The organism is Rhodococcus sp. 05-2255-3B1, assembly GCF_002258545.1.
In the GTDB taxonomy this organism is placed as follows: Bacteria; Actinomycetota; Actinomycetes; order Mycobacteriales; family Mycobacteriaceae; genus Rhodococcoides.
On record NZ_NOZC01000007.1, the window covers coordinates 1 to 25,159 of the forward strand.

The window sequence follows — 25,159 nt, forward strand, 5'->3', positions numbered from 1 at the left end:
GCGTCAATGGACCATCGCATACGTCTCGGCGGTGCAATGGTCCATTGACGCAGCGATGCGCCGCGCGTGAATGAACCACTGCATACGTCTGAAGAGTGCAAGGGTCCATTGACGCGAATGGGGCGGGCGGGCGGACAGTGAAGAGCTACAGCGGCATTGCCCACATGGAGCTCGAGCGTTCCTTGAATGCGGTGCAGTTTGCTTGTTGTCTGCTGGCCCGTTGGTAGAAGGTCTGCAGCGGCGAGGTCGATTCGACCGGCTCCGGTGCGGGTGCAACCGGAAGGTCGCTCAATTCGAGCGCAGCGTCGAGAGCTTCCTCGGCCTCGACGCGTCGGGTGCGCGCCAGGTTGGACAGGGCGAGCTGGTGGATCGTCACGCGGTCACCGGACTTGCTGTCCACCGTGGCCTGCCGGGCGACGGAGGCGTCGAGTTCGTACACCTTCGAGGCCAGCTGATAGATGCTGGGACGCTCGAGCTCGGCGTCCACCAGAGCCGGCTCGGCCACGATGCGTGCAGCCGGCGGTGCGGTCTCCTCGGCGATTCGCAAAGCGTGTCGTGCACCGGATTTCTGGGGCTTGGCCGACGGCCGCTCGAGGAGTTGTTCGAGCTCCGCGACCTCTCGATCTGCTGCCGGATCCTTGGCCGGCGGTGCGACGAAGGGGACGATCGGCTCGAACGCGATCTTCTCCGACGACGCCGTCGCAGTCTTGGCCGGGATGAGCAGCGCCACGATCACGGTGCCGACGCCGAACATCACGGCGGCAACGACACTCGTGTGCACCACTGCGTCACCGAACGCCGCGACGGCATTGGCTTCGAGATTGTCGGCGAACCCGCTGAGGAATGCATTCTGGTCGCGGATGACGTCGGAGACGATCACCGCACCGGCCAGCGAATCCTGAGACGCGGCAAGCCCTTCCGCCGCCTGCCCGGTGTACTGGCCGTTCGGCTGCTTGCCGGGGAAGGTCTGCAGAAACCCTTCGATTCCCTGACGGTAGGACGCGGCGAGCACCGATCCGAGCACAGCGATCCCCAGCGATCCGCCGAGTTCGAGGGCGGTGTCGTTGAGGCCGCCGCCGACCCCGAGCTTGCTGTCCGGGAACTCGCCCATGATGGAGTCGGTGCAGGGCGAGACGGACAGGCCGATTGCGAGACCGAGCAGCGTCAGTACTGGAAGGAAGTCGGAGTACGTTGCCGTCGCGTCGATCCCGATGAGCGAGACGACCGACAGCGTTCCCACGACCATGCCTGCGGTGACGGTGATGCGGGGTCCCAGTTTCGGCGTGAGCCACATCGTGATTCCGGATCCGACGAAGACTGCCCCGGCCAAGGGCAGGAGGTGAATGCCGGTGGACACCGGACCGAAACCGAGAGCGAACTGGAGGTATTGCGCGACGAAGTAGATGGCACCGAAGGTGACGAGGAAGAAGATCAGCACCGCCAGGGTGGCTCCGCTGAGGACGCGGGACGAGAACATTCGGACGTCGAGCAACGGATTGGGATGGCGCAGTTCCCATCCCACGAAGCCCAGGACCGACAGCAGCCCGACGAGCGCGAAGTACAACGGCCCGACCGTCCAGCCGAAGTGCATCCCCTCGATGATGGCGTACACGATGGTCGACACGGCCAGCACCGACAGCAGACCACCGATCCAGTCGATCGCACCCGGGTCGACGGCCCGTGACGGCGGGACCAGTACGACGGCTCCGACGATGGCGGCCAACGCGATCGGAACATTGATCAGGAACGTCGAATGCCAGGTGTAGCTCTCGAGAAGCCAGCCCGCCAACAGCGGCCCTGCCGCGATCGCGAGTCCCGAGGTGGCCGCCCACACGGTGACCGCGGTGGCGCGCTCCCGTTTCGGGAAGGTCGCCACCAGCAACGACAGTGTGGCGGGCATGACGATGGCAGCGGCCACACCCATGACGATGCGGGCCAGGATCACCCCGAGGGTGGCATCGGTGAGCGCCCCGGCCACCGAACCGGCGACGAAGATGATGAGACCGATGATCAGAGCGCCACGGCGGCTGTAGCGATCTCCGATCACGCCGCACAACAACATCAACGACGCGTAGGGGACGGTGTAGCCGTCGATCACCCACTGCAGGTCGCTGCTCGTCAGGCTCAGGTCGAGTGTCATCGCCGGTGCGGCGACCAGCAGTGACGTGTTGGCCATGACCACGATCAGCAGGCTCAGGCACAGCACCACCAGCGCCGACCAGCGTCGCGGGTACGGCTTGTGCATGTCTTGGACAGGCGTCATCGCAAGCAGTGTCATCGTGTGTTCCCCCCCGTTGGCAAAGTGCGAGACACACCTTGCACAGTGCTGTGCAGCTTAGGAACCATCGGCTAGGATCGGCAATCTTTTGTGGCGGCAGCCACACTGGCCGCCCGCGATCGTGCTAGATGTTGTCCTGTGCGCAAGACGACGGAGTCGAGTTCGATTGCACGGGACGCAGCAGCGCCGCCCGTGCAACGCCGTGACGCCCGGTCCAACCGAGCGCGAATTCTGCACGTTGCGCAAGGGGTCCTGGCAGACAATCCCGATGCGACCATCAACGATGTCGCCGCTGCCGCAGGAGTAGTCCGGCGAACCGTGTACGCCCACTTCGCCTCTCGCGAAGCTCTGATCGACGGTATCGCCCTGGAGGCAGCGGACAGCATCTCGGCCGCACTCGGCCGGGTTCCCGCCGCGGACGAATCGGCCGTCACGGTGTTCGTCCGGCAGACACTCGCTCTGACACGCGTCGGCGATCAGTACCGACTGCTACTCGCCGTTGCGCGAACAGATTTGGGACACAACAGTATTCACGATCTCCTCGGACCGATGCGAGAATCGGCCGCCGCCGTCATCCGGCGCGGCCAGCGCGAGGGTGTGTTCTCCTCGTATCTCGCCGCAGAAGTACTGATCCTCAACATCGAGGCGATCGCACTGTCGATCCTCGATGCCACCAACGCCGGTGCGATCGGCGACCCGGCGGGAGCGACGACGACGTCGAGCCTGGTGCTGCTGGGAATCGCGCCGGACGACGCCGAACGCATCGTCGCCGACATTCGGTCGTCCGACTCGTCGGCCCGCGCCCGCTGAGAGCCTCACCTACCCCGCGAACGGCGAAGGCCCCGTTCGCGCAACACATCGCGCGAACGGGGCCTTCGGTCGAAACCAGGTGGAGCTAGGGAGCCGGGACGAACCCTGCGCCGAGTCCGTTGCCCTGATCGACGTTGCGAAGGATCGCGTCGAAGTTGGTGCCGACCTCGGGTCCGAAGCACGCCACGCCGAGGTAGGCGTTGACCATGCCGACAAGGGTGTTGCCGACGACGACCGGGCTGCCCGAGTCACCTTCGACGACGCACAGCTGAGCCCAGGTCTCCTGCGACTGCAGAATGTCGCCGTACGCGAGTCCACAGGTGTTGCCGGTGGTACGGCCTTCCTTGCAGACGATGTTCGGGAACGCCGTCGGCGGGCCGACCTGAGAGATGGTCACATTGCCGACGCGGTTGATCGGTGCGACCTTGTCACGCTGGAATTCGATGAGGGCGTAGTCGTATTCCGGGTTCGAGAACGCGATGCGGCCGACCTCGCCGAGGGAGGTGTCGTACTCGGGAACGATGGAGGCACCCGCCTGCCCGCAGTGGCCGGCGGTGAAGCCGACCAGGTTTCCGTTGCGGTCGTTTCCGATCGTCGTCAGCGTGCACTCGGCCTGGCCTCCGACGATGATTCCCGAGCCGCCGCCGAGAGCAGCTGGAGCGGCCGCGGATGCGGTCCCCACGCCGACGCTGGCTACGATTGCAGCCGCCCCCACGACGACGAGCATGAATTTCTTGAACATGTACTCCCTCTCAGCGGTGTCGGCAGAACCCTAGCAACAACAGGTGTACGAACACGAGTGAGTCGTTCATACGTCCTGCTCGAGGGCGGCAAGCGTCGTGCGCGCCTCTTCGAGTTGCCGGCTCAGTTCTGCAACGCGCCGTGCGGCCTCTTCGCGCGCGTGGGAGATGACTGCCTCGACTGCGTCGCGTGCCGTGGGATCGCCCAACTCCCGAACAGCGCGGCTCACCGACTCCGGGCTCACCGGTTGCGCTTTGGTGGGCCGCTTCGCACCCTGGGTCACCGTGACCGACCAATCGTTATCGGCGCCGGCATGAATGGTGACGCTGATTCCGCCCGGTGGCTTCTTGACTCGACGGGGAGAAGAACTCTGCGGTGACGCAGTCTTCGGTTGTTCCACCGCCTTGGGCTGTACCGGTTCTGCCTTGGGCGCCACCGCCTCGGGCGCGGGTTGCAGCGGCTCGGCTCTTCTCACCGACGGAGCCGCCGAGGCCTTCTTGGCAGGTACACGCTTGGCCGGCGCAGGCGGGGTTGCCGCGTTGCGGGTGATGCGCAGTTCCTCGGCTTCGTAGGGCAATTCGTCGTTGACGCCCTTCGGGCTGATCGTGACCGTGTTGCCGTCGATCGACACGACCTTCGCCGAGGTGCCGTCGGGCAGCCCGAGGCTCGGGTTCGGTTCACGGAGATAGACGGTGGCACGACGCCCCTCGGCCAGCGCCGCCGCCAGTGTCGTCAGATTCTCGGAGGTCAACGAATCGTTCACGGCGCGCCCACGGGGTGGCATTCGACTACCGACCTTTCTCGAAAGTGTTTGCGAATACTGTCGCACAGATGCAGGTGAGATGCGGCCGGGCAGCGCAGAGCGCGTCGGATCGACGCATCGAGAGGCAATTTGTCTGTTAATCCAAGTAACTGGAACCACAAGTAACTGTTACTTGGATTAACACTTAGATTGAGGGTGACCGAGAAGGTCGATGACTCCGACCCTATACGACAGCCGTCGCGCGCGCCGCCCGAGCCCACTCCAGGTGTCGTCGCCCCTCACCGAGTACCGGCCGGTAGCTGCCCGACTCTCGGGGAGATCGGCGTCCGGGAACCACCCTCGCCGAACCACCCTCGCGCGCGGTTTCTGCCGCGTAGCCTGGCGGCGTGCCTTCTTGCGGAGGTGCGGAACAGGAGTCTCGATGTACCACCTCGACGCGGACGAACAGTCGCTCAGCGACGGTCCGCACGTGTATTTGCTCGACGCCAAATCCACCCTCGAGGTGCAGGCTCTGAATCAGTGGATCGACGCCACCACACCGGACGGCGAGCCCCGTCCGCCCTCGGTTGTGCTCTCGGGTGAGGCGAGAACGTCACTGTCGGACAGTGTTCGCGGGTACGCCGACGATCCGCTGCTGATCCCGCTGCGGGTCACGTTGTCCGATCGCAAGAACGGCATTCTGCACCGCATCTTCGCGCCCCGTGGTCGGTCCAAGCCCACCCAGGTATGGCAGCGATGGGTGGCAGGCGACGACCCCGACCACTCCGCGGTGCTGGTCGGGGAACCCGCGACGCTCAGTGATCTGCGAGAGCGGTTCGAACGCGGTGGCGGCACGTCCCTGTCGTCGTTCATTCTGCGTCAGGCCAGTCTGGCATTGGACAAGGCCGAGCGCGGCGTCATCGGCTCCGAGTACAAGATCCCGCGCTTCGTCGTCGAGGACATGACGGAGCAGAAAAAGTTCCGCGACGGGATCACCGAGCTCGCGGAAGAGGTCGGCCAGGATCGCGAGGCCGTCGACAAGCGCGTCCAGGACATCCTGGGCGAGATGGTGGCAACCGAGACCCGTCGTGCAGTCGAGATGTGGGGAACCCTCGGGGCGTACTTCTCGCGGGCGTACAAGGTGGACGTGGACCGCGATCAACTGCAGAAGGTGCGCGAGCTCAACAAGAACTATCCGTTGGTGTTCCTTCCCAACCACCGTTCCTATCTCGACCCGCTCGTGCTGCGTCCGGCGCTGCTGGCCGAAGGGCTGCCGCTCAACCACGTCATGGGCGGCATCAACGTCGGCTTCTGGCCGCTGGGTCCGATCGCCAAACGCAGTGGCGTGGTGCTCATCCAGCGGAAATTCTCGGACGCGATCTACAAGTGGACGCTGCGCCAGTACATGAGCTTCCTGCTGAGCAAGCGGTTCAACCTCGAGTGGTACATCGAAGGCGGCCGCAGCCGCACCGGAAAGCTCCGCCCGCCGCGGTTCGGGTTGTTGACCTATCTGGTCGACGCACTCGAGACCAGCGATGCCGAGGACGTCTACCTGGTTCCGACGTCCATCACCTACGACCGCCTCCACGAGGTCGGTGCGATGGCCGAGGAGTCGCACGGAGCGAAGAAGCAGGCCGAGGGCATTCGCATGGCCATCGGCTACATCCGGGCGCAGGGCACGTTGCGCGGCAACGTGTACCTGAACTTCGGCGAGCCGATGTCGGTGGCGTCGATCGTCGCCGACAATCCCGACAAGCGGGTGGCGGTGCAGAAGATCGCGCTCGGCGTCTCCCACGCGATCAACGACGCGACACCGGTGACGCCGGCGGCGTTGGTCACCATGGCCCTGCTCGGCATCGAGGATCGCGCTCTCAACGTCAACGAGATGTGGGCGATCATCGCCCCGCTCGCGCGCTACATAAAACGCCGCAACCTGCCCACCGCGGGCGGCGTGGACATCGCCGACGTCGATGTCGTGCGCTCGGCCGTCATCGCACAGGTCAACGCCAACGTCGTCAAGCGTTTCGACGACGGCCCCGAGCCGCTGTTCTACCTGGCCCAGGACAAGCACCTGGTGGCAGCGTTCTTCCGCAACAACGCCATCCACTTCTTCGTCATGCGCGCCATCGGCGAGTTGGTGGTGCTCCCGACCAGCGGCGATTCGACGCCGTTGACCCAGGAATCTCTGTGGCAGTCGGCACTGCAGTTGCGCGATCTGCTCAAGTTCGAGTTCTTCTTCGGCGACAAGAAGGACTTCGGCGAACGGCTCGAATCCGAGGTCGATCTCATCGATCCGGACTGGCGCACCCACATCAGCGACCCCGATTACGCTGCGCGACAACTTCAGTCGCAGGATCTGCATCTGGCGCACCGTGTGTTGCAGCCGATCTTCGAGGCCTACCAGGTGGTTGCCGATCAGCTGATGTTGCTGCCCCAGAGCGGTGAGTTCGACAAGCCGAAGTTCATCACCGAATGCCTCGGTGCTGCTCAGGCCAGACGGCTTCGTCAGCAGCTCGATCACAGCGAGTCGATCTCCGGCGAATTGTTCGACACTGCACTGCAATTGGCGGAGAATCGCGACCTGGTCGATTCGAGCGCAGACGGTATCGCCCGCCGCCGCAGGGCATTCGCGCTCGAGATCGACGAGTGGGCACGCAAGGTGCGCACGATCCGCGACATGGCGCACCGCATGCTGCGCGAGGTGGATCCGATCTCGGCCCCCGAGGAGAACAATTCATGACCGAATTCGACGATCGACTCATCGCGATCGCCGCCGCTCCACCCGGCCGAGACACCGTGGCATTCTTCGATCTCGACGGCACTCTGATCAACGGGTTCTCGGCCCGCGCAGTCTTTCTCGAACGACTCAAGACCCTGGACGTGACGGTCAAGGAACTGTGGGAGATATCGAGCGCCGTCGTCGAGATGCGGATGCGTAACTCCCCGGTCGACAACCTGATGGGCAAGGCAGTCCGCGGCCTCGAAGGCCGTCGGGAAGAAGACCTCATGGAGCAGGCGTACACGCTGTTCCGCAACGAGATCGCGCCGATGATCTACCCACAGGCCCGCGCGCTCGTCGAAGCTCATCGCCATGCCGGGCACCGATTGGTGATGGCCACCTCGGCCACGCCGTACCAGGCTCTGCCCGTGCAGCAGGACATGATGTTCGAGACTCTGCTCTGCACCACTCCGGTGGTCACCGACGGGATACTCACCGGCGAACTGGTCGGCGATTCGTTGTGGGGCCCGCGCAAGGCACAGGCGGCGATCGACTACGCCGAGCGGGAGGGCATCGCACTGGCCGGCTGCTTCGCCTACTCCAACGGCGGCGAGGACGTGCCGCTGCTCGAGGCCGTCGGGCGCCCCGTCGCACTCAATCCGGACCCGGAACTACAGCGGTACGCGGCAAAGAAGAAATGGCCGTCGCTGACGCTGGAGAGCCCCAAGCGCGGCACCGACCTCACCTCGGCCGTACGCAGCACCGCCGCTCTCGGTTCGGTGCTGGCCAGCGCATCTATCGGCCTGGGACTGGGACTGCTGACGCGCAGCCGCCGCAACGGAGCGAACATCACCAGCACCATCGCTCCGGACATCGCGTTGACCATCGCCGGCGTCAAGCTCGACGTGACCGGCACCGAGAACGCGTGGTCGGCACGCCCGGCGGTCTTCATGTTCAACCACCAGAGCACCGCCGACTCGATCATCGTCACCTCCATTCTCCGACGCGACATCACCGCGGTCGCCAAGCGAGAACTCGAACGCGACCCACGATTCGCATTGCTGGGCAGGATCTTCGACGTCGCCTACGTCGACCGCGGCGATCCCGCTCAGGCCCGCGAGGCGATGCGCCCGGCCATCGAGAAGCTGCACAGTGGCATCTCGGTCGCCATCGCGCCCGAGGGCACGCGGATGCCGACGTCGCGTCTCGGCCGATTCAAGAAGGGCGGATTTCACCTGGCGATGCAGGCCGGAGTGCCCATCGTTCCGATCGTCATCCACAATGCGGGCGACGTGATGTGGAAAAAGGATTTCACCGTCCATTCCGGTACCGTCAAGGTCACCGTCGGCGAGCCAATTCCCACCACGGACTGGGAGCCCGAGAAGATCGACTCGTACGTCGACGATGTCCGTTCCTATTTCGACAGAACGTTGGGATATGCCTGAGAACCAGATCAACTCGGTGGTGCAAGCGGAGATCGAACGCAATCTCCTGGGGGGCACGCCGAAGTACAACCGTTCCGACATCGTCAGCAAGTCGGGGCTGCCGCTCGAGCGGGTCATCGCACTGTGGATCGGCATGGGCTTTCCCATCCACACCGACACCGAGGCCGTCGTCTACACCGACGCAGACCTCGAGGCACTGAAGCTGATCACCGGACTCACCGAACAGAAGGTCATCAAGCCCGAGATGGAGGTCGCGATTGCGCGCACTCTCGGCCAGTCGATGTCCAGGCTCGCCGAATGGCAAGTGGGCGTGGTGAACTCTCACATCCTCGAGCGCATCACCAGTAACGACGAGGACAAGAACGACATCGACGCCATCCGGCGCAACGCCAGGGACATCGCGGCCGAGACTGTGCCCACCCTCGAAGCGCTCCAGGGTTACACCTGGCGTCGGCATCTGGCCGCAGCAGCGGGACGGTCCATCGCCGCTCCCGACGACGCCACCGACAGCCCCGTCATGGCCGTCGGCTTCGCGGACATGGTCGGCTACACCAGCCTGACGCGTCGACTCGACATCGGCGAACTGACGACACTGCTCGAGGAGTTCGAGTCGCTCGCCACCAATATCATTGCGCGCGGGCGTGGTTCGGTGATCAAGAACGTCGGCGACGAAGTGATGTTCAGCGCACAGACGCCCGAGGACGCCGCCCACATCGCCCTCGACCTGCAGGACGCGTTCGCCGAGCAGGAAGACATGCCGGACCTGCGCGTCGGGTTGGCCTGGGGACCGGTTCTCGCCCGCTACGGCGACCTGTACGGCTCCGTGGTCAACATCGCTGCGCGCCTGACCAGTTCGGCCAATCCCGGAACGACTCTCGTCGACACGGTCATGACCGAAGAGCTGCGTCACGATTCCGAGTTCTACCTCAAATCGATTCGCTCACTACGGGTCAAGGGGTTCCACAAGCTCAAGCCCCACGGACTCAGGCGCAACAAGCGCAACGGTCAGCGCAGCGAGGAATAGAACTCGAGGTGTCGACGCGCGGCCTCGTCCCATGTCAGGCTGCGCGCCAGCGTCAGACCGGGTGACGGGTCCTGCGGGGTCGCGAGCGCACGTTCCAGTTCGGCCGCCATGGTCGCTGCCGTGGACGCGTAGGTAACACTGTCTCCGAACACTTCCCGCAGGACCGGCAGATCTCGCGCGACGACGGGAGTCGACGCCGCGAGAGCCTCCATGGCCGCCAGCCCGAAACCCTCCTTTGTGGAGAAGAACGGCAGCACAGCGGCCTGCGCCACGAGGTGCGGCAACTCGTCGTCGTCGACGGTACCGAGTATCACCGGCTCGATATCGAGTTCTGCTGCGCGCCGGTCGAACTCGGAACGGTAGTCGCGGTAGTCGAACAGCGTCTCGCCGCCGGCGAAGACCAGGCGCAGATCGTGCGCAGCAAGCCGGGCGAAGGCGTCGAGCAGATCGAGACTGCCCTTGCGTGGTTCTATGCCCCCGACTGCGAGCACGTAGCGGCCGAGCTTCTCACGCCAGTGCGATCGACCCGATTGCGCAGCCGCAGTGAACCTCTCGGCGTCGACGCCGTTGGGTATGACCGTAGGCTCGAATCCCCATCCGCGGCGAACATCGCTCGCCACTGCCGCCGACACACAGATACGCGCATACGGCGCAGTGATCGCGCGTTCGTGGCATGCGGCCAGCTCGGGCGTGGTGAACTCGTCCAGGTGATGGATCGTCCTGATGCAGCGGCCGACGGCATTGGCGGAAATGCAGTCCTGCGCGTGGACGATGTCGTACTCGTCCGGTGTGAACGCCTGCCGCAGAACATCTATCGACCGCAGAATTCGTTCTCCGACGTTCTCTTCGTCCCGGTGCTCGAACGGGACCATTCTGATGTCGACTGCGGGGTCGACGGCACGGAAGAACGTGCTGTCTCCACCGCGCCCGAGAGACCACACCGAGACGTCCTGACCGGCGCGCGCCAGTGCCTCCGCCAACGCCAGCGTGTGCACCACTCCGCCGCGCGGCTTGGACGAGTACGTCAACAGGCTGATCTTCACTGGCCCGGCTTCTCCTGCAACAGATTCGGATAGGCATCCACCCGGCGTTCCGCCAGGTGATGCAGTCCCCGGCGGGCTCGGTCGACCTCGGCGTCGACATCGATCTCGTGCACCGCGAGCCCGCCCTTGGACCAGGTCCGCGCCAGTACGTCGCCACCGGGACCGACGATCTTCGCCTGACCCAGAAAGCGGAGGGACCCCATCACCCCGGTCTGATTGGACGAGACCAGCACCACCTGGTTCTCGGCCGCTCGGGCTGCGTCGTACAGATCGAACAGTCGGGACTGTCGATCGTTCGGCAGCGAGGACGCCCGATCTGTGACGCTGGCGGGCCACGCCGACAGCGCCGCTATGATTCTCGCTCCGTCGAGCGCCAACGTCCGCGCCGACTCCGGGAACGTCTTGTCGTAGTCGATCAGCATCCCCATCCGCCCCACCGGGGTATCGAAGGCCTCGAAGTGGTCACCGGCCGCGTAGGCGAGCGACTCCCCGAGCGGCTGATGCACCTTGCGGTGACTACCCAGAATGCCGTCTCCCGTCAGACAGGCGGCAGCGTTGTACCGCAACCCTTTCGACAGCTCGGTGTACCCGATGCAGATCGTCATGTCTCCGGCCGCGGCGATGATGGCGGCCAATTCCGGACCGTCGGGATCGAGGGTGGGCGGCAGTTCCGCGGGATCCGGATTGCTCAGGCTGTTGATGTAGCCCCCGAGGGACGCGTCGGGCAGCACCAGGAGATCGATGCCTTCTCGAGCCGCACTGGAGATGATCGTGGTGATCTTCAGTACGGCCCGGTCGACATCTCTCCCGAAATGTGCTGCCAGCGCGCCGATCTTGATAGGAGCCAACGGGACTCAGACCATCTGGCTCTGCGGCTGCACTGAGCTTCGAGACTGTGCTGCACTGATCTCGAGACCGATCTGGTCGGCGAGGAACTGCGCGTCCCGGGCCACCGAGGCGAAGCGTCCCGAACCCCAGGTGTGCTGCCACGGCAGGCCGAGGAAGTACAGGCCCGGCACCGAGGTGACGCCCCGGTTGTGCGTCGGGTGCCCCTCACCGTCGAAGGTACCGACCTTCAGCCACCGGTAGTCGGTGCGAAAGCCGACCGACCAGACGACGGCCTTGATCTCGGTGGCGGCGAGGTCGAGTTCGGTGGTCTCGGTCTCCGGCCGCCACACCGGCACGTAGCGATCCTCGGTGGGGGCGCTGATTCCCTCGCGCTCGATATAGGCGTCGATGTTGTCCTTGATGCTTTCGGCCACCCGATCCGCGGCATCGAGAGATGCCTCCAGGGTGGGTGCGAACTGCAGAACACCGTCCTCGACGCCGAGCAATCGGCCGTAGAGCTGCATCCCCTCGGTGGCGAATGCGCGCAGGTCGATGTCTCGACCACCGTCACGACCGGTGACGTAGTGGTTGGTGTTCTCGCGTTTGCCGACGCCACCGGGTTGATCTTCGATGGAGACATCGTAGACCCCCATATCGTGCAACCAGGCGACACAGTCGCGGCCGCGATAGAAGCGTGCGACGCGGGGAGCGGTGCCGGCCACCAGGTGAACACGTCGGCCGTCGAGGTGCAGGTCCTCGGCGATCTGAGCACCGGACTGTCCGGTGCCGACCACCAGCACGTCGCCGTCCGGGAACTGGTGGGATCCTCGGTAATCGGACGAGTGGATCTGGACGATGTCACGCGGTAGCTTCTCGGCGAACCGCGGGATGGTGGGGATGTGGTATCCACCGACGGCGACGACGATCTGGTCGGCATGCATGGGGCCGTCGGACGTCTGCAGGTCGAAGCCGCCATCCAGGCCCTGCAGAGCTCGGTCGACAGAAACATGTTCTCGTACAGGCGCATCGAAGCTCTCGGCGTAACGGCGCACGAAGGCGTACACCTCGTCGCGCTGCATGAACCCGTCGGGATCGTCACCGTCGTAGGAGTATCCAGGGAGTGCGCACTGCCAGTTCGGCGTGACGAGAGTGAAGTTGTCCCAGCGCGAGTCCTTCCACTCGTGCGCGATCGTGTCGCGCTCCAACACGATATGTTCGATGCCACGCTGCGTCAGATGCCAGCTGATCGACAGGCCGGCCTGTCCGCCGCCGACGACGATCACTCGGTGATGCTCGACGATGTCTCCGGTCACAGCAGTTCAGCTCCCGACATACTCACTACGCGAACGGCACCGGCCTCGTACGAGGTACTGACACCGTGGATCTCTTCCATCTGCTGCGCGGCCGAGGTGCACCGCATGCCGAACTTGGCGAGAACTCGATCGCTGGCGATCGTCAACGCCTCCGACGTCCGCTGTACGAACTCCGCCACCGGGTACTCCTGCCCGGGTGTCAGATAGTCGTGCATCACCAGAGACGGTGAATAGCAGGACTGTTCGCGACCATCGGGCCATCGGACGAGGAACGACATCTCAGGCATGGATCGGCTCCTTCGTTATGGTCCGATACACCGACGGACGGCGATCACGAAGGTTGTACATGCCGCCGCCACGTGCCGCGCCGATGAGTGCGGCGACGTCGACGGTGGCCGTGGCCAAGCCCGGTTCGACGCCCGTTCCGGCGAGGATCTCTCCGCCGGGTCCGACGATCTTCGCGCTGCAGACGAATCGAAGCGATCCGAAGGTGCCTGCCTGATTGGCTGCGACCCAGACGATCTGGTTCTCGAGAGCGCGGGCTCGGTCGTAGATGTCGAACCGCTGTTTCCACCGGTCCTCTTCCATGTTCTCGACGGTCGCGGTGCGGGCCGTCGGCCAGGCGGAGATGGACGCGACGATCTCGGCACCGTCGAGCGCGAGTTCCCTTGCTGCCTCGGGGAATCCCTTGTCGTAGCAGATCTGCATGCCCATGCGACCGATCGGAGTGTCGAAGGCGGAGTAGCTGTCTCCCGCGTCGTAGCAGAGGTTTTCACCCAGCGGCTGATGCACCTTGCGGTACGAACCCAGAATGCCGCTGCCGTCGACCGTCACGGCGGCGTTGTAGCGGGTATCGCCGTCCTTCTCGCAGAAGCCGAACGTGATGACGGTGTCGCCCGCCATGTCGATGACCCGCCTGATCTCGGGTCCGTCGAGTTCGAGGGCCGGGGGAAGTGCTTTCAGTCGACGCTGTCGCGATTCCTCGGTCTCGTCGCCGCCACCGAGGCTCGGCAGGTAGCCGCCGAGGCAGGCCTCGGGTAGGACGAGCAGTTGGCTGCCGCGGTTGCGTGATTCCTCGAGCAGGGCGGCGATGGTGGCGTAACCCTGTTCCATGTCGCGACCGAACTCGGCTGCGGCGACAGAAATGGTGACGGGCTTCGGGTGGGTGGTCATGCTTCTCCCAATCCGGTCACGGTGGACGTGACCGCGCGAGTGGTGATTCCGTCGGGCCATCGCAGCGCGACGCCCGGAATGTCGGTGAGCTCTCCGCAGACTGCGGACAGGGCAGGTCCCGACGGTGCAGTAGGTGCACCGGGACGGTCCGCGGTGATCATCGCGAACCCTGGAAAACACGTTATCCATTCACCCATCGACGCTGCGTCGGGCTTCGGTATCGAGGCGATGTCGAGTACGGCACCGGTTCCGCTCGCCTCGGCGAGCATTCCCGTGGTGCCGGCCAGGCCCGCCATCGAGACGTCCTTGGCGGCCTTGGGTGCGGTGCGGGCAACGAACGACGCCATTTCCGTCAATTCGTCGGAGTTCCGGCGAGAAGACGAATCCCATTGCTGCCCATGGTATCCGCGCCTCCACTCGCCCTCGATGTCTCCGGTGAGCGTCAACCGATCGCCGACGCTGCCGCCGCCGGCACGCACCGGTCGAGAGGTCCGCCCGAGTGCGGTGACCGACAGCGATGACGGCACCCCGGCCTGAGTGTGGCCGCCGAGTACCGGAACCTGCCATGCCGCAGAGGCATTGGCGAGACCACGGATGATGCGGGTCAGCCGACTCTGGGTGGGGGCTCCGACGGAATCGAGCATTCCGACAGCGCGCGCACCCATCGCCGACAGGTCGTTCAGATTGACCAGCGCCGCGCACCAGCCGGCCCACTCCGGATCACGATCGACCATGGAAGGGATGATGGCATCGCACGCGGCGATCATGTCGCTACCTGGTACCGGAACGCCGTCGTCGCCGCGAAAACCTCTGGCTCCGAGCCCGAGTGGCTGCGCCTTCAGAGGTGCGAGCACCCCGGCCAGCATTGCCTTGGTCGACGAGACGAGTCGTTCGATGCGGTCGATCGGCCAGTACATCGCAACGTGCGGCGTGTTGGCCACCTCGACGTCGCCACGGCGAATCCACCCGAGGCGGGTGAACAGTTGCTCGTTGCGCTTCTGCACCGTCGCGTCGAAGCGCAGTACGCCTCGACTCTCCGCATGGGCGCAGGCTGCCCGAACCAGGGCGGGCCCGACGCCGGACGTACGCGCCGCGGCGGACACCACGAGGCGGCTCCCGGCCCACCACCCCAGATCCGTTGCGGTACAGGGTGCCAGCCGCACTCCGCCGAGCACCGTACCGTCCCGATCGGTGGCGACCAGAACGACTGCGCGGGGATCGTCGTCGACGTCGTCGTGATCGGTGCCGGCGAACAGGCCCTGCTCGGCAACGAAGGTCGCTCTCCTGAGTCCACGATAGGCGTCCAACTGCGCTGCGCTTTCGCACGGTTGGATGATGAACCTCGGCTCGACGACAGTGGTTGCAGTACCGGACAATCCGGCAAGATCGCCCGCTTCTACGACACCGAACATGTCAGCCTCCCGCGTTCTGCAGAACGCTGCACGCACCGCATGCCGCGCAGCCTGCCTTCTGATCGGATCCGAGCATCGCCGCGGCCTGGAGTTCCTTGGCGACGCGTCGGGTGACGTTTTCGAGGACGTCCCGGTCGGGGGCACTCGCTCGGTCCACGTCCACCGCCAACGTTCCGGCGAGCGGACGGAACGGAACGACGAAGGGGTAGACACCCATGTCGATGAGTTCCGCTGCCCCGGCCACCAATTCGTCCGGATCCTCGCCGAGCCCCACCAGAATGTACGTCGAGACCTGGTTGTGTCCGAAGATACGAACCGCTTCTCTCCACGCAGCTCGGTACTCGTCCATCGAGACCGACGCCTTGCCCGGCATCCACCGGCGTCGAACGTCATCGTCGAGGGATTCGACGTGGATGCCGATGGATTCGGCTCCGGCGTCGTACAGATCTCGAATGGTCTGCAGGTCGCCAGGAGGTTCGCACTGCACCTGGATCGGCAGCTGCGGAACCACAGCCTTGATGGCTCGCACGCATCGAGCCAGGTGACGGGCACCGCGGTCCTTGGCGGCCGAGGTGCCCGTCGTCATGACCATCTGCGTGACGCCGTCGAGCCGCACCGCCGCCTCGGCCACCTCGGCGAGCTGCGCCGGGGTCTTGACTGCGATCGTGTCGCCGGCGTCGAGCGAGGCTTCGATGGAACAGAAGCGGCAGCGTTGATCGGCGTCGTAGCGGATGCAGGTCTGCACCACGGTCGTAGCGAGAACGCTGGAGCCGTGCAGCTTCGCGATCTTCTCGTAGGCGATACCGTCGGCGGTTTCCAGGTCGTAGAACTTCGGACGGTCGACAGCCTGCACGTCGAGCCCGATGTCGTTGCCGTCGAACAGCACTCGACCCTCTTCGAGGACGTACGGACTGAGCGGATTGCGCGGGATGGCTGCGCCGAGGCCATCGATCGTGACATGCCCGTCGTCGCTCGGCCCGGCGCCTGCCGTTCTCGAGACCGGCGTGGATCCTCGGATACCGAGCAACGCCAGATCTACACGCGTACTGACCGACACGGTGCGCTCCTAGACCATGTAGGTCGAGTTGATGATGGCACCCTTGCGCGCGTAGTGGATCAGCGCGTCCTGCACGTCCAGGGGGTGGGCCGGGATGACGCCCTCGATCAGGTCCTCTTCGCGACCGCCGTGCAGGGCCAGTCCGAAGCGGCAGCAGAACACGGTGCCACCCTCGGCGATGAAGGTCGCGAGCGAATCGTTGATGTTCTGCTCGCCCGGGAACCCAGAGTCACCGGTGGTGGGAAAGCCGCGAGTGGCAAGGCAATTGATGGCACCGGGACCGTAGAAGTACATGGCCGACTCGAAGCCCTTGCGCAGAGCGCGGGTCGCCTGGAGTACCGCGACGAACGACACCGAGGACTCGTGGGCGATGCCGTGCACCAGCGTGAAGTAGCTCTCGCCATTCTCGGCCTTGTAATCGGGGAAGATCTTGGTGGAGCCGTAGATGTTGCTGCCCTTGGGAAGTGAAGGGTGCGGAATCTCTTCGAGGGACTTCTTGATGTTCTCGGCGATGGACTGGTCGAGATCTGACACTGGTGTCTCCTGAGGTTCGCGGAACTGGCTGAATGCAGTGGGCAACTACTCGAGATGCGGTGGACACCGATGGCCACCTGAGGAAGAGAGGTCATGTCCGGCGAGAGAGCGGATCCTCTGCGGCCGTGGAACAAGTACAAGCCCCATCCATTTCCGATTGGTCACACCCGGAACAACGCCGTGTTTCGAGGGCCTCACAGTGTTGACGTGGCGTTACGCGGATAGTGTGGAGGCTGCATCACCCATCCACCACGAACTTGACGAGGAACTCGATGATCGGCGCCGTCACCGGCTTGTTGTATGCGTTGTCCCTGGTCGTCGGTGTCTGGGTGCTCGCGAAGCTCGTCATGAACCGACCGGTTCTGCTGAAGAACAAGTCCGATCGCGCACTGTTCTGGACCATCGCGGCCACCGAGGCCGTCGTCGCGCTGCAGGCCGTCATCGGGTTCGTCATGATGTTCACCTCGGACCGCGAGATACACCGGCTGACATTCGGGTCCTACCTCGTCGGGCTGCTGTTCCTTCTCCCCCTCGGCACGTGGTGGTCTCTGGGCGACCGCTCCCGCGGCGGCACTGCCGTACTCCTCGTTGCCGTCCTCACCCTCGCGGCCATGGTGCTGCGCCTGAGCCAGATTTGGGCCGGATATGCCTGACAACCTCCAGCAAGCGACGCGCACCGGATTCGGGCGCTTCCTCATCGCCGTCTACGCCGTGTTCGCCGTCGCCGCGACATCACGCTCGATCGTGCAACTCACCACGCGATTCGACGACGCACCGGTGGCGTACCTGCTCTCGGCGTTCGCTGCTGTGGTCTACATCGTCGCCACGGTAGGACTGGCCCGAGCAACAGAAGCGTCTCGACGAGTGGTGACGGTCTCCTGCATCATCGAACTCGTCGGAGTCATCGGCATCGGCACGCTCAGCTACATTCAGCCCCAGGACTTCCCGGAGCCGACGGTGTGGTCGCACTTCGGATCCGGATACGTCTTCATCCCGGTGGTACTCCCCATCGCGGGACTGTGGTGGTTGCGAAAGACCCGACAGCTCTAGGGGTCCGTCACCGGACACACGGAAAGTCTCGACCGTCGTGAATACGTAGGCCGCTCCGGAGAACTTCCAACCGTGAAGCGCTGGGATCCGGGTTGCGGACTCGGAGTCCCTCGATGCTCGGCCTTATCACGGGGTACCGACAAGTCCGGATAAGCGAATAGTTAAGCAGGACAACAGTTTTCGATTCAATCATCGTTGTCAGTCGAACGCACGTTCGATACACTTCACGACATGACCACAGCGATCTGGCAACTGAGCGAGGCAGAACTCCTCGCCGACGCCGCCGCGGTCTCCCACCAGATTCAGTTGTTGGAGGCCAGGCGGATCGCTCTCGTCGCCGAGATCGACACCCGCGTGAGCCGGGAGAAGCTCGGCTTCCCCGGACCCGCAGGCTGGCTGACCTCCACCACCCTGCTCTCACCGTCCAAGGCCACCAAGATCGTCGCCCTCGCCCGCGGACTGAAGAACTTCCCCGACATCGCCGACGCCGTGAACGCAGGAGTCATGTCCGTCGATCACGCCGCGTTGATCCTCACCTTCGCCGAAACCCCACCGAAGAATCTGCCGCAAAAAGGCCAGGACATCGCGCGGAAAGCGATGATCACCGCTGCGACCGGGCCTGGTGCCCGCACCGGCCGCATCCGCGAAGCGATCACCAAACTCCACGACACCTACGGCGGCAAGACACCACCCGCCGACGACACCGACCGCAACGAACTCTTCGCCTCCAGAACCCTCAACGGGCGGCTCGTACTCAAGGGCGACTTCGATGCGATCACCGGAGAAAAACTCCTCACCGCACTCTCACCGCTGACCGAACCCCGCCCCGACCCCGACGGCACCGAGACACCCAAAACCGGAGACGACCGCAGCCCCGCCAAGCGCCGCGCCGACGCCTTCGGACACATCCTCGACCAATACCTCGCCTCGAGTAACCGCCCCACCGAAGGCGGTGAGAGACCGCACCTGAACCTGCACATCAGCCTGCGCGATCTCACCGACCTCCGCGACAGTGCCGACAGTGCCGACGCAGACGACATCGCCGACGACGAGAACACCCGCGCTGCAGACGAATCCGACACAGATCCAGTTACCGCAGATCGTGGCGCGTACCGGGACCTGTTCGGTGACGGCACTACCGTCGGGTGGCTCCCCTGGATGGGACCACTGTCGCGCAACACCTCCCGGCAACTCGCCTGCGACTGCCTGCTCACCGCCATCGTCATGGACGAGACGGGTTCCCCGATCAACCTTGCCCGCACCGCACGCACCGTCACCGCCAAACAACGCAAAGCCCTCATCGCGAGAGACCACACCTGTGCTTTCCCCGGCTGCGGCAAACCCGCCGCCTGGACAGAAGCGCATCACATCCGGCACTGGGCCGATGGTGGCCCCACCGACATGAACAACCTCGTCCTCCTGTGCGGATTCCACCACCGACTCCTCCACCACTCCGATTGGGAAGTGTTCATCGGCACCGACGGCCACCCGTGGTTCGTGCCACCGGCCACCGTCGACCCGTACCGACAACCCCGACCATCCCACGCCCGAGCAGGCCCCCACATCGCCTGACCCGCGCACCACACAAGCCCACAGACGACCCCAGCCCCGCACCGAGAACACGGTGCGGGGCTGGAAGAGACTGTCGTGCAGCTAGTTCGACGAAGATCCGTCAGCTCAGCGCCGCCAGGTTCGCAACGGATTTCTTCACATCGGTATCGAGTGCTCGCGCCACCACCGATCCCACCGGACCGAACAGCACACCCCCGCCGAACTTCCCATCGAGCGTCAGCTCCGATCCACCCTCGGCCTCACGTACATGGACCGTCAGCGAGATTCGCACTCCACCCTTACCTCGGCCGGACATCTCGATCAGCTTGGGCTCGTCGTACTCCGTGAAGGTCCAGTTGATCGTGTTCTTGAAGCCCTTCACCTTCACCAGCGACTCCACTTCGGTGCCCTTGCCGACCTTCTTGGGCGGTGGGCTGCACCATCCACCGTGGATGGTCATCCACTCGTCGAACCGATCGAGTGCGGAAGCTTTGTCCCACGCACCCTGCGGATTCTCGGGCATCTGTACTGAGACACTGATCGTCGCCATAAGAAAAGAGCCTGTCACAACTCCCCCGCATCTTCAGACGGCGGCCGTTAACCTGAGACGATGGCCACCCTCGAGATCGATGGTCGCAAGGTCTCCGTCACCAACCTCGACAAAGTGCTGTTCCCCGAAACAGGGACCACCAAGGGCAACATCATCGAGTACTACGTTGCCATCGCGCCTGCGATGCTTCCTCACCTCGTGGGCCGAGCGGTGACCCGTAAGCGTTGGCCCAACGGCGTGGACCAGTCGTCGTTCTTCGAGAAGAACCTTGCCGCCTCCGCACCCGACTGGCTCGATCGGCGTTCGATGCAGCATTCCGACCGCGTCGTCACCTACCCATTGTTCTCCACTGCAGCCGATCTGGCCTGGCTCGGTCAACAAGCGGCCATCGAAGCGCACGTGCCGCAGTGGCGGTTCGACGGCACCGAAGCCGGACCGGCCACCCGCATGGTCTTCGACCTCGATCCCGGCGACGACGTGGATCTCGCGCGATGCGCCGAAGTAGCCTGCGAGATAAGGGATCTGATCGGCGATATCGGGATGACCGCATATCCGGTCACCAGCGGCAGCAAGGGAATCCACCTGTACGTGCCGCTCGAAAAACCGCTGTCGACCTCCGGCGCGTCCACGGTCGCCAAGCGTGTTGCCACGCTGCTCGAAGAGCGCTCGCCGGACCGGGTCACGGCCACGATGGCAAAGGCGAAGCGAACCGGGAGGGTATTCGTGGACTGGAGCCAGAACAACGGCAAGAAGACCACGGTCGCCCCGTACTCTCTCCGTGGACGAGCGCTCCCCACGGTCGCGGCACCACGCACCTGGGACGAGCTGGAAGCATCGGGGCTGCAACAGCTTCGATTCGAAGAGGTCCTCGAGCGATTCCAGGACCTCGGCGATCTTCTCGCAGAGCTGGACCCCACCGTCGACTCGGCACCCGAAAGTAGTTCTGCCACGGACAAACTCGTCAAGTACCGCAGCATGCGTAGCGCCGACAAGACCCCCGAACCGATACCGACCGCCACCGAACCCCAGGGCAACAACGACACGTTCGTGATCCAGGAACACCATGCCCGACGGCTGCACTACGACTTCCGACTCGAGCACGACGGCGTCCTGGTCTCGTGGGCCGTCCCGAAGAACATCCCGGTGGACCCGAAGCAGAACCGGCTGGCGGTACACACCGAGGACCACCCACTCGAATACGCGTCGTTCTCCGGTCGGATACCCAAGGGCGAGTACGGCGGTGGCGACGTCTCGATCTGGGACAGCGGAACCTACGAACTCGAGAAATGGCGAGAGGACGAGGTCATCGTCGTTCTGCACGGAAAGAAGGCGACCGGGCGCTTCGCCCTGATCCACACCAAGGGCAATCAGTGGCTCATGCATCTGATGAAGGACGCACCCGACAAGCCCGAGCCGAAGAACATCTCGCCGATGCTCGCCACCGCGGGCGACATCCTCGATCTTCCGGACGACGAGTGGTCGTTCGAGGGCAAGTGGGACGGGTTCCGCATCATTGCAGAACTGACGCACGGTTCGATGACGCTGCGCACGCGAAGCGGTAACGACTACACCGAAAAGTTCGGCGCACTCCAATCTTTCGCAGATGACCTGGCCGAGCACGACGCCATCGTCGACGGAGAAGTCGTGGTATTCGACGACGACGGGGTCAGTAGCTTCGAGAAACTGCAGAACGCCACCCGTGACCAGATCCGATTCATCGCGTTCGATCTGCTTCACCTCGACGGCACGTCACTGCTGCGCAAGAAATACTCGGATCGACGACGGTTGCTCGAACTACTGACCACAGGACTCGACTCGGTGCTGGTGCCACCGCGGCTGACGGGGACCGCTGCGGACGCCATCGCCGAAAGCAGAGAACGAGGCTGGGAAGGCGTCGTCGCCAAACGAACCGACTCCGTCTATCAACCCGGCAAGCGCGCCCACACCTGGATCAAGCACAAGAACTGGCGGACTCAGGAGATCGTGATCGGCGGGTGGCGTCGGGGGCAGGGTCGTCGTTCCGGTGGGTTCGGCTCACTCCTGATGGGCATTCCCGACGGGGACGGATTGCGATACGTAGGGCGCGTCGGAACCGGGTTCGACGACCGTGCGCTCGATACGCTCGCTGCCCTCCTCGCGCCACTCGAGGCGTCGGACAGTCCCTTCTCCTCGGTGCTGCCCGCGGCCGATCGGAACGGAGCGGTGTGGGTCGAGCCGGTGCTCGTCGGCGAGGTGCGGTACTACGAGGCCACGGAATCCGGCCATCTGCGGCATCCGAGCTGGCGCGGTCTCCGCCCGGACAAGGAACCGAAGGCAGTGCATCGGGAATGACGAGAAATGCCTCGGGTGAAAAACTTGGACCCGGTCGGAAAAACCAGGATAGGTAACGTTCGGTTGCCATAAAATGAGCCGATGCGTACCGTTGCGCCCATCGTTTCCGGGGGGAGCGTAACAACTCGAGCATCATCAGCTATAACGGTTTGCGGGCCGGCTCTACGGGGGCTTGCCAGATCGCCGCAGCGCTCGTCGCTTCGGTTCAGGCACGGAGGGGTTTACCACATGCGGGTTCTCAAGTTGGCAGGCGCTGTCAGCATGACGGCGGTTGCAGTTCTGTGTTCGTCACTCGTCGGCGCAGGTCAAGCTGCTGCTACGCCGCTGTACCCGACGCCGATCGCCGACGGCTTCTACGCACCGCCAGCCGATCTCGATGCGCTCGCTCCGGGCGACGTGATCTCCAGCCGCCCGATGCCACCGCCGCCCGGATTCTTCGGCGTGGACGTGTGGCAGTTGAAATTCCGCTCCACCAATTCGGCCGGCGATCCCATCGCCGCAATCAATACCGTCTTGGTTCCACAAAACAAAGCACCGAACGGCCCTTTACTTTCTTACCAACACATCATCAATGCACTCGGTCTCGAATGTGCACCTTCACAAGCGCTCTGGACCAACGATCCCAATTTGATGATTCGTGAGGCGCCCGCTCTGAACGCAGTACTGCAGCGCGGGTGGACGGTCGTCATCGCCGATCACCTCGGACCCAACAGCGCCTACGGTGCCGCCAAGCTCGGCGGGCAGATCGTGCTCGACAGCATTCGCGCCACTCAGCGCTTCGATCCCATCCAGGTTCAGCAGAGCCCCGTTGCGTTGGCCGGCTACTCCGGCGGCGGAATGGCCACGGCATGGGCAGCCGCGCTTCAGAACGACTACGCGCCCGAGCTGAACATCGTCGGCAGCGCGAACGGTGGCGCTCCGATGAACCTCGAGCGGATGGCCCGCGATCTCGGTTTCGCCCCGCACCCCATGTTCGGTCTGGCGTTCGCTGCCGCGCTCGGTATCGAACGCGAGTACCCCACCCGCATCCCGATCAGCTCTCAGCTCAACCCGCTCGGCAAGGAGATCGAGAACAAGATCCAGAACGGGTGCACCAACGACATCATCGCCGCGGGCGCGGGTAAGAGCGCCATGGAGGTCGCAGGCACGCTGGACCTCATCAACAGTCCGGAAGCGATCGCCGCCGTCAACGACAACAGCGTCGAGCTGTATCCCGGAGTACCGAAGGCACCGTACTTCGAGTGGCACAGCCCCACCGATGCGTTGATCCCGGTCAGCGCCATCGACAACACGATCGCCCGATACTGCCGCGCCGGAGTGCTCGTGACCGAGGTGAAGGTGCCCAGCAACGATCACCTGACCGCTGCCGTACTCGGCCTGCCACAGGCCCTCGAGTGGATCGACCAGCGATTCGCGGGAGTGCCGGCCACGACCAACTGCTGATCGCGCCGCCCGACCCCCTCGCACATGATCGACGCATCGGTGGGTCGGTTAGGCTAACCTCGCTAACTTCAGTTGCGAGGAGATCACATGAAGAAGACCGTCCAGCTCGTGGCCGCCGGTGCGTCCGTCCTGGCTCTGGCAGCGGGCTGTTCGTCCGATGCCGACACCGACGCATCCGGTGGCCCCGGTAGCGCCGCCGGCTTCCCCGTCACCATCGAGCACCGTTTCGGTGAGACCGTCATCGACGCCGAACCCACCCGTGTCGTGACGATCGGCTTCAACGAGCAGGACTTCGCACTCGCGCTGGGCGTCAAGCCCGTCGCGACACGCGGCAACCTGAGCTACGACTACCGACAGCGCCCGTGGGCTCGAGCAGCCCTGGGCGGAACCGAGATTCCCGAAGTCGGCAGTACCGACCTCGAGCTGGAGCAGATCGCGGCGCAAGCACCCGACCTGATCCTCGGCCCGTACTCCTTCATCGACCAGGGCCAGTACGACACCCTGTCCGGGATGGCCCCCACGATCGCCGACATCGGCGGCTACGACGACGTACCCGCCGCAACCTGGCAGCAGGAGTTCGCCGTGGTCGGCGAAGCCCTCGGCAAGTCGCAGGAAGCCCAGGATCGAACGGCCGAGCTGGAGCAGAAGTTCGCCGACACCGAAGCCGCGAACCCCCAATTCACCGGCAAGTCACTGTCTCTCGCGTTCGTCATGGACGACGGCAGCTACCTGCTTCTCGGCAAGGACGACATCCGCGCCCTGTTCTTCACCGACCTCGGCTTCGAGATTCCCGACGCCTCCGAGACCATCAGTGCGGAGAACCTCGATCGACTCGACACCGACGTCCTCGTCATCGCCGGCCAGAGCCGCGAGCAGCTGCAGGCCAACCCTCTGCTCGCCGCCCTCGACGTCGTCCGGCAGGACCGCACCGCCTACATCGGCTCCTTCAGTACGGACCTACCCTCGGCCCTCGGATACTCGAGCCCACTCTCGCTGGACTACGCGATCGACGGATTCACCCCGATGCTCGCCGCCGCAACCGACGACGACCCAGCAACCGTGGTCCCGGACCCGGTTCCGTAGGGTCACTCCGCAGGCTCCGATCCCGGCTTCGC

The 25,159-nt window shown here is 64.6% G+C and carries 22 protein-coding genes; 10 read left to right on the top strand and 12 right to left on the bottom strand.

The window, feature by feature from the left end:
- Positions 1 to 145 precede the first annotated feature (145 nt).
- Positions 146 to 2,278, bottom strand: a complete 2,133-nt coding sequence (locus tag CH249_RS04160; protein ID WP_094646126.1) for an MFS transporter — start codon at positions 2,276 to 2,278, stop codon at positions 146 to 148.
- Between the two features lie 138 nt (positions 2,279 to 2,416).
- Here CH249_RS04160 and CH249_RS04165 point away from each other — a divergent pair, with 138 nt between their 5' ends.
- On the top strand, positions 2,417 to 3,088 hold the full coding sequence (locus CH249_RS04165) for a TetR/AcrR family transcriptional regulator (protein ID WP_052049897.1): 672 nt from the start codon (positions 2,417 to 2,419) through the stop codon (positions 3,086 to 3,088).
- A gap of 85 nt (positions 3,089 to 3,173) precedes the next feature.
- Here the strand turns inward: CH249_RS04165 and CH249_RS04170 are convergent, their stop codons facing one another.
- Positions 3,174 to 3,830: a hypothetical protein gene (locus CH249_RS04170; RefSeq protein WP_032396769.1), complete on the bottom strand. Its 657-nt coding sequence runs from the start codon at positions 3,828 to 3,830 to the stop codon at positions 3,174 to 3,176.
- 66 nt (positions 3,831 to 3,896) lie between these two features.
- Positions 3,897 to 4,613, bottom strand: a complete 717-nt coding sequence (locus CH249_RS04175; RefSeq protein WP_094646127.1) for a DUF6319 family protein — start codon at positions 4,611 to 4,613, stop codon at positions 3,897 to 3,899.
- A 400-nt stretch (positions 4,614 to 5,013) separates the two neighbouring features.
- Between CH249_RS04175 and CH249_RS04180 the strand changes: the two genes are divergently transcribed.
- From CH249_RS04180 to CH249_RS04190, 3 genes are read left to right on the top strand one after another with little or no spacing between them, the layout of a single operon-like run.
- Positions 5,014 to 7,311: a glycerol-3-phosphate 1-O-acyltransferase gene (locus CH249_RS04180; protein ID WP_045197464.1), complete on the top strand. Its 2,298-nt coding sequence runs from the start codon at positions 5,014 to 5,016 to the stop codon at positions 7,309 to 7,311.
- Positions 7,308 to 8,735, top strand: a complete 1,428-nt coding sequence (locus CH249_RS04185; RefSeq protein ID WP_032396772.1) for an HAD-IB family hydrolase — start codon at positions 7,308 to 7,310, stop codon at positions 8,733 to 8,735. The genes CH249_RS04180 and CH249_RS04185 overlap by 4 nt, the downstream gene beginning before the upstream one ends.
- Positions 8,728 to 9,759 (top strand): adenylate/guanylate cyclase domain-containing protein, encoded by a 1,032-nt coding sequence (locus CH249_RS04190; RefSeq protein WP_032396773.1) that lies wholly within the window; start codon positions 8,728 to 8,730, stop codon positions 9,757 to 9,759. The genes CH249_RS04185 and CH249_RS04190 overlap by 8 nt, the downstream gene beginning before the upstream one ends.
- Here the strand turns inward: CH249_RS04190 and CH249_RS04195 are convergent.
- Genes CH249_RS04195 through CH249_RS04230 form a run of 8 tightly spaced genes read right to left on the bottom strand, consistent with a single transcriptional unit; the run spans position 9,741 to position 17,119 of the window.
- A complete protein-coding gene (locus CH249_RS04195; RefSeq protein WP_094682050.1) occupies positions 9,741 to 10,802 on the bottom strand; it encodes an MSMEG_0565 family glycosyltransferase in 1,062 nt (353 codons plus the stop codon). The two genes, CH249_RS04190 and CH249_RS04195, sit on opposite strands and share 19 nt — an antisense overlap.
- The gene (locus CH249_RS04200; protein ID WP_032396775.1) at positions 10,799 to 11,650 is read right to left on the bottom strand and encodes a carbon-nitrogen hydrolase family protein; all 852 of its coding nucleotides are present in this window, start codon (positions 11,648 to 11,650) and stop codon (positions 10,799 to 10,801) included. The genes CH249_RS04195 and CH249_RS04200 overlap by 4 nt, the downstream gene beginning before the upstream one ends.
- A gap of 6 nt (positions 11,651 to 11,656) precedes the next feature.
- Positions 11,657 to 12,931 (bottom strand): MSMEG_0569 family flavin-dependent oxidoreductase, encoded by a 1,275-nt coding sequence (locus CH249_RS04205; protein ID WP_094682055.1) that lies wholly within the window; start codon positions 12,929 to 12,931, stop codon positions 11,657 to 11,659.
- Positions 12,932 to 12,939: 8 nt separating this feature from the next.
- Entirely contained in the window at positions 12,940 to 13,230 is a 291-nt protein-coding gene (locus CH249_RS04210; RefSeq protein WP_094682051.1) for an MSMEG_0570 family nitrogen starvation response protein, read from the bottom strand.
- Positions 13,223 to 14,116 carry a carbon-nitrogen hydrolase family protein gene (locus tag CH249_RS04215; protein WP_094629172.1) on the bottom strand — a complete coding sequence of 298 codons (894 nt, stop codon included), beginning with the start codon at positions 14,114 to 14,116 and terminating at the stop codon, positions 13,223 to 13,225. Before CH249_RS04215 ends, CH249_RS04210 begins: the two co-directional genes overlap by 8 nt.
- The gene (locus CH249_RS04220) at positions 14,113 to 15,528 is read right to left on the bottom strand and encodes an MSMEG_0567/sll0787 family protein (RefSeq protein WP_094682056.1); all 1,416 of its coding nucleotides are present in this window, start codon (positions 15,526 to 15,528) and stop codon (positions 14,113 to 14,115) included. The genes CH249_RS04215 and CH249_RS04220 overlap by 4 nt, the downstream gene beginning before the upstream one ends.
- A gap of 1 nt (position 15,529) precedes the next feature.
- Positions 15,530 to 16,585: an MSMEG_0568 family radical SAM protein gene (locus CH249_RS04225; RefSeq protein ID WP_094682052.1), complete on the bottom strand. Its 1,056-nt coding sequence runs from the start codon at positions 16,583 to 16,585 to the stop codon at positions 15,530 to 15,532.
- 9 nt (positions 16,586 to 16,594) lie between these two features.
- Positions 16,595 to 17,119: an MSMEG_0572/Sll0783 family nitrogen starvation response protein gene (locus CH249_RS04230; RefSeq protein WP_027495238.1), complete on the bottom strand. Its 525-nt coding sequence runs from the start codon at positions 17,117 to 17,119 to the stop codon at positions 16,595 to 16,597.
- Between the two features lie 272 nt (positions 17,120 to 17,391).
- On the opposite strand from CH249_RS04230, the gene CH249_RS04235 reads away from it, so the two are divergent.
- The 3 genes from CH249_RS04235 (at position 17,392) to CH249_RS04245 (ending at position 19,741) form a co-directional block, all read left to right on the top strand.
- On the top strand, positions 17,392 to 17,772 hold the full coding sequence (locus CH249_RS04235) for a hypothetical protein (protein ID WP_045197472.1): 381 nt from the start codon (positions 17,392 to 17,394) through the stop codon (positions 17,770 to 17,772).
- Positions 17,765 to 18,169, top strand: coding sequence for a hypothetical protein (locus CH249_RS04240; protein ID WP_032396780.1), 405 nt, complete (start codon positions 17,765 to 17,767; stop codon positions 18,167 to 18,169). Before CH249_RS04235 ends, CH249_RS04240 begins: the two co-directional genes overlap by 8 nt.
- Positions 18,170 to 18,400: 231 nt before the next feature.
- Positions 18,401 to 19,741: an HNH endonuclease signature motif containing protein gene (locus CH249_RS04245; RefSeq protein WP_094698891.1), complete on the top strand. Its 1,341-nt coding sequence runs from the start codon at positions 18,401 to 18,403 to the stop codon at positions 19,739 to 19,741.
- Between the two features lie 100 nt (positions 19,742 to 19,841).
- Here the strand turns inward: CH249_RS04245 and CH249_RS04250 are convergent, their stop codons facing one another.
- Entirely contained in the window at positions 19,842 to 20,270 is a 429-nt protein-coding gene (locus tag CH249_RS04250; RefSeq protein WP_094682511.1) for an SRPBCC family protein, read from the bottom strand.
- Positions 20,271 to 20,330: 60 nt separating this feature from the next.
- Between CH249_RS04250 and CH249_RS04255 the strand changes: the two genes are divergently transcribed.
- The 3 genes from CH249_RS04255 (at position 20,331) to CH249_RS04265 (ending at position 25,127) form a co-directional block, all read left to right on the top strand.
- Positions 20,331 to 22,601 carry an ATP-dependent DNA ligase gene (locus tag CH249_RS04255; protein WP_094682510.1) on the top strand — a complete coding sequence of 757 codons (2,271 nt, stop codon included), beginning with the start codon at positions 20,331 to 20,333 and terminating at the stop codon, positions 22,599 to 22,601.
- 228 nt (positions 22,602 to 22,829) lie between these two features.
- Positions 22,830 to 24,044: a lipase family protein gene (locus CH249_RS04260; RefSeq protein WP_094629168.1), complete on the top strand. Its 1,215-nt coding sequence runs from the start codon at positions 22,830 to 22,832 to the stop codon at positions 24,042 to 24,044.
- A gap of 87 nt (positions 24,045 to 24,131) precedes the next feature.
- The gene (locus CH249_RS04265; RefSeq protein ID WP_094682509.1) at positions 24,132 to 25,127 is read left to right on the top strand and encodes an iron-siderophore ABC transporter substrate-binding protein; all 996 of its coding nucleotides are present in this window, start codon (positions 24,132 to 24,134) and stop codon (positions 25,125 to 25,127) included.
- Positions 25,128 to 25,159: the final 32 nt, after the last annotated feature.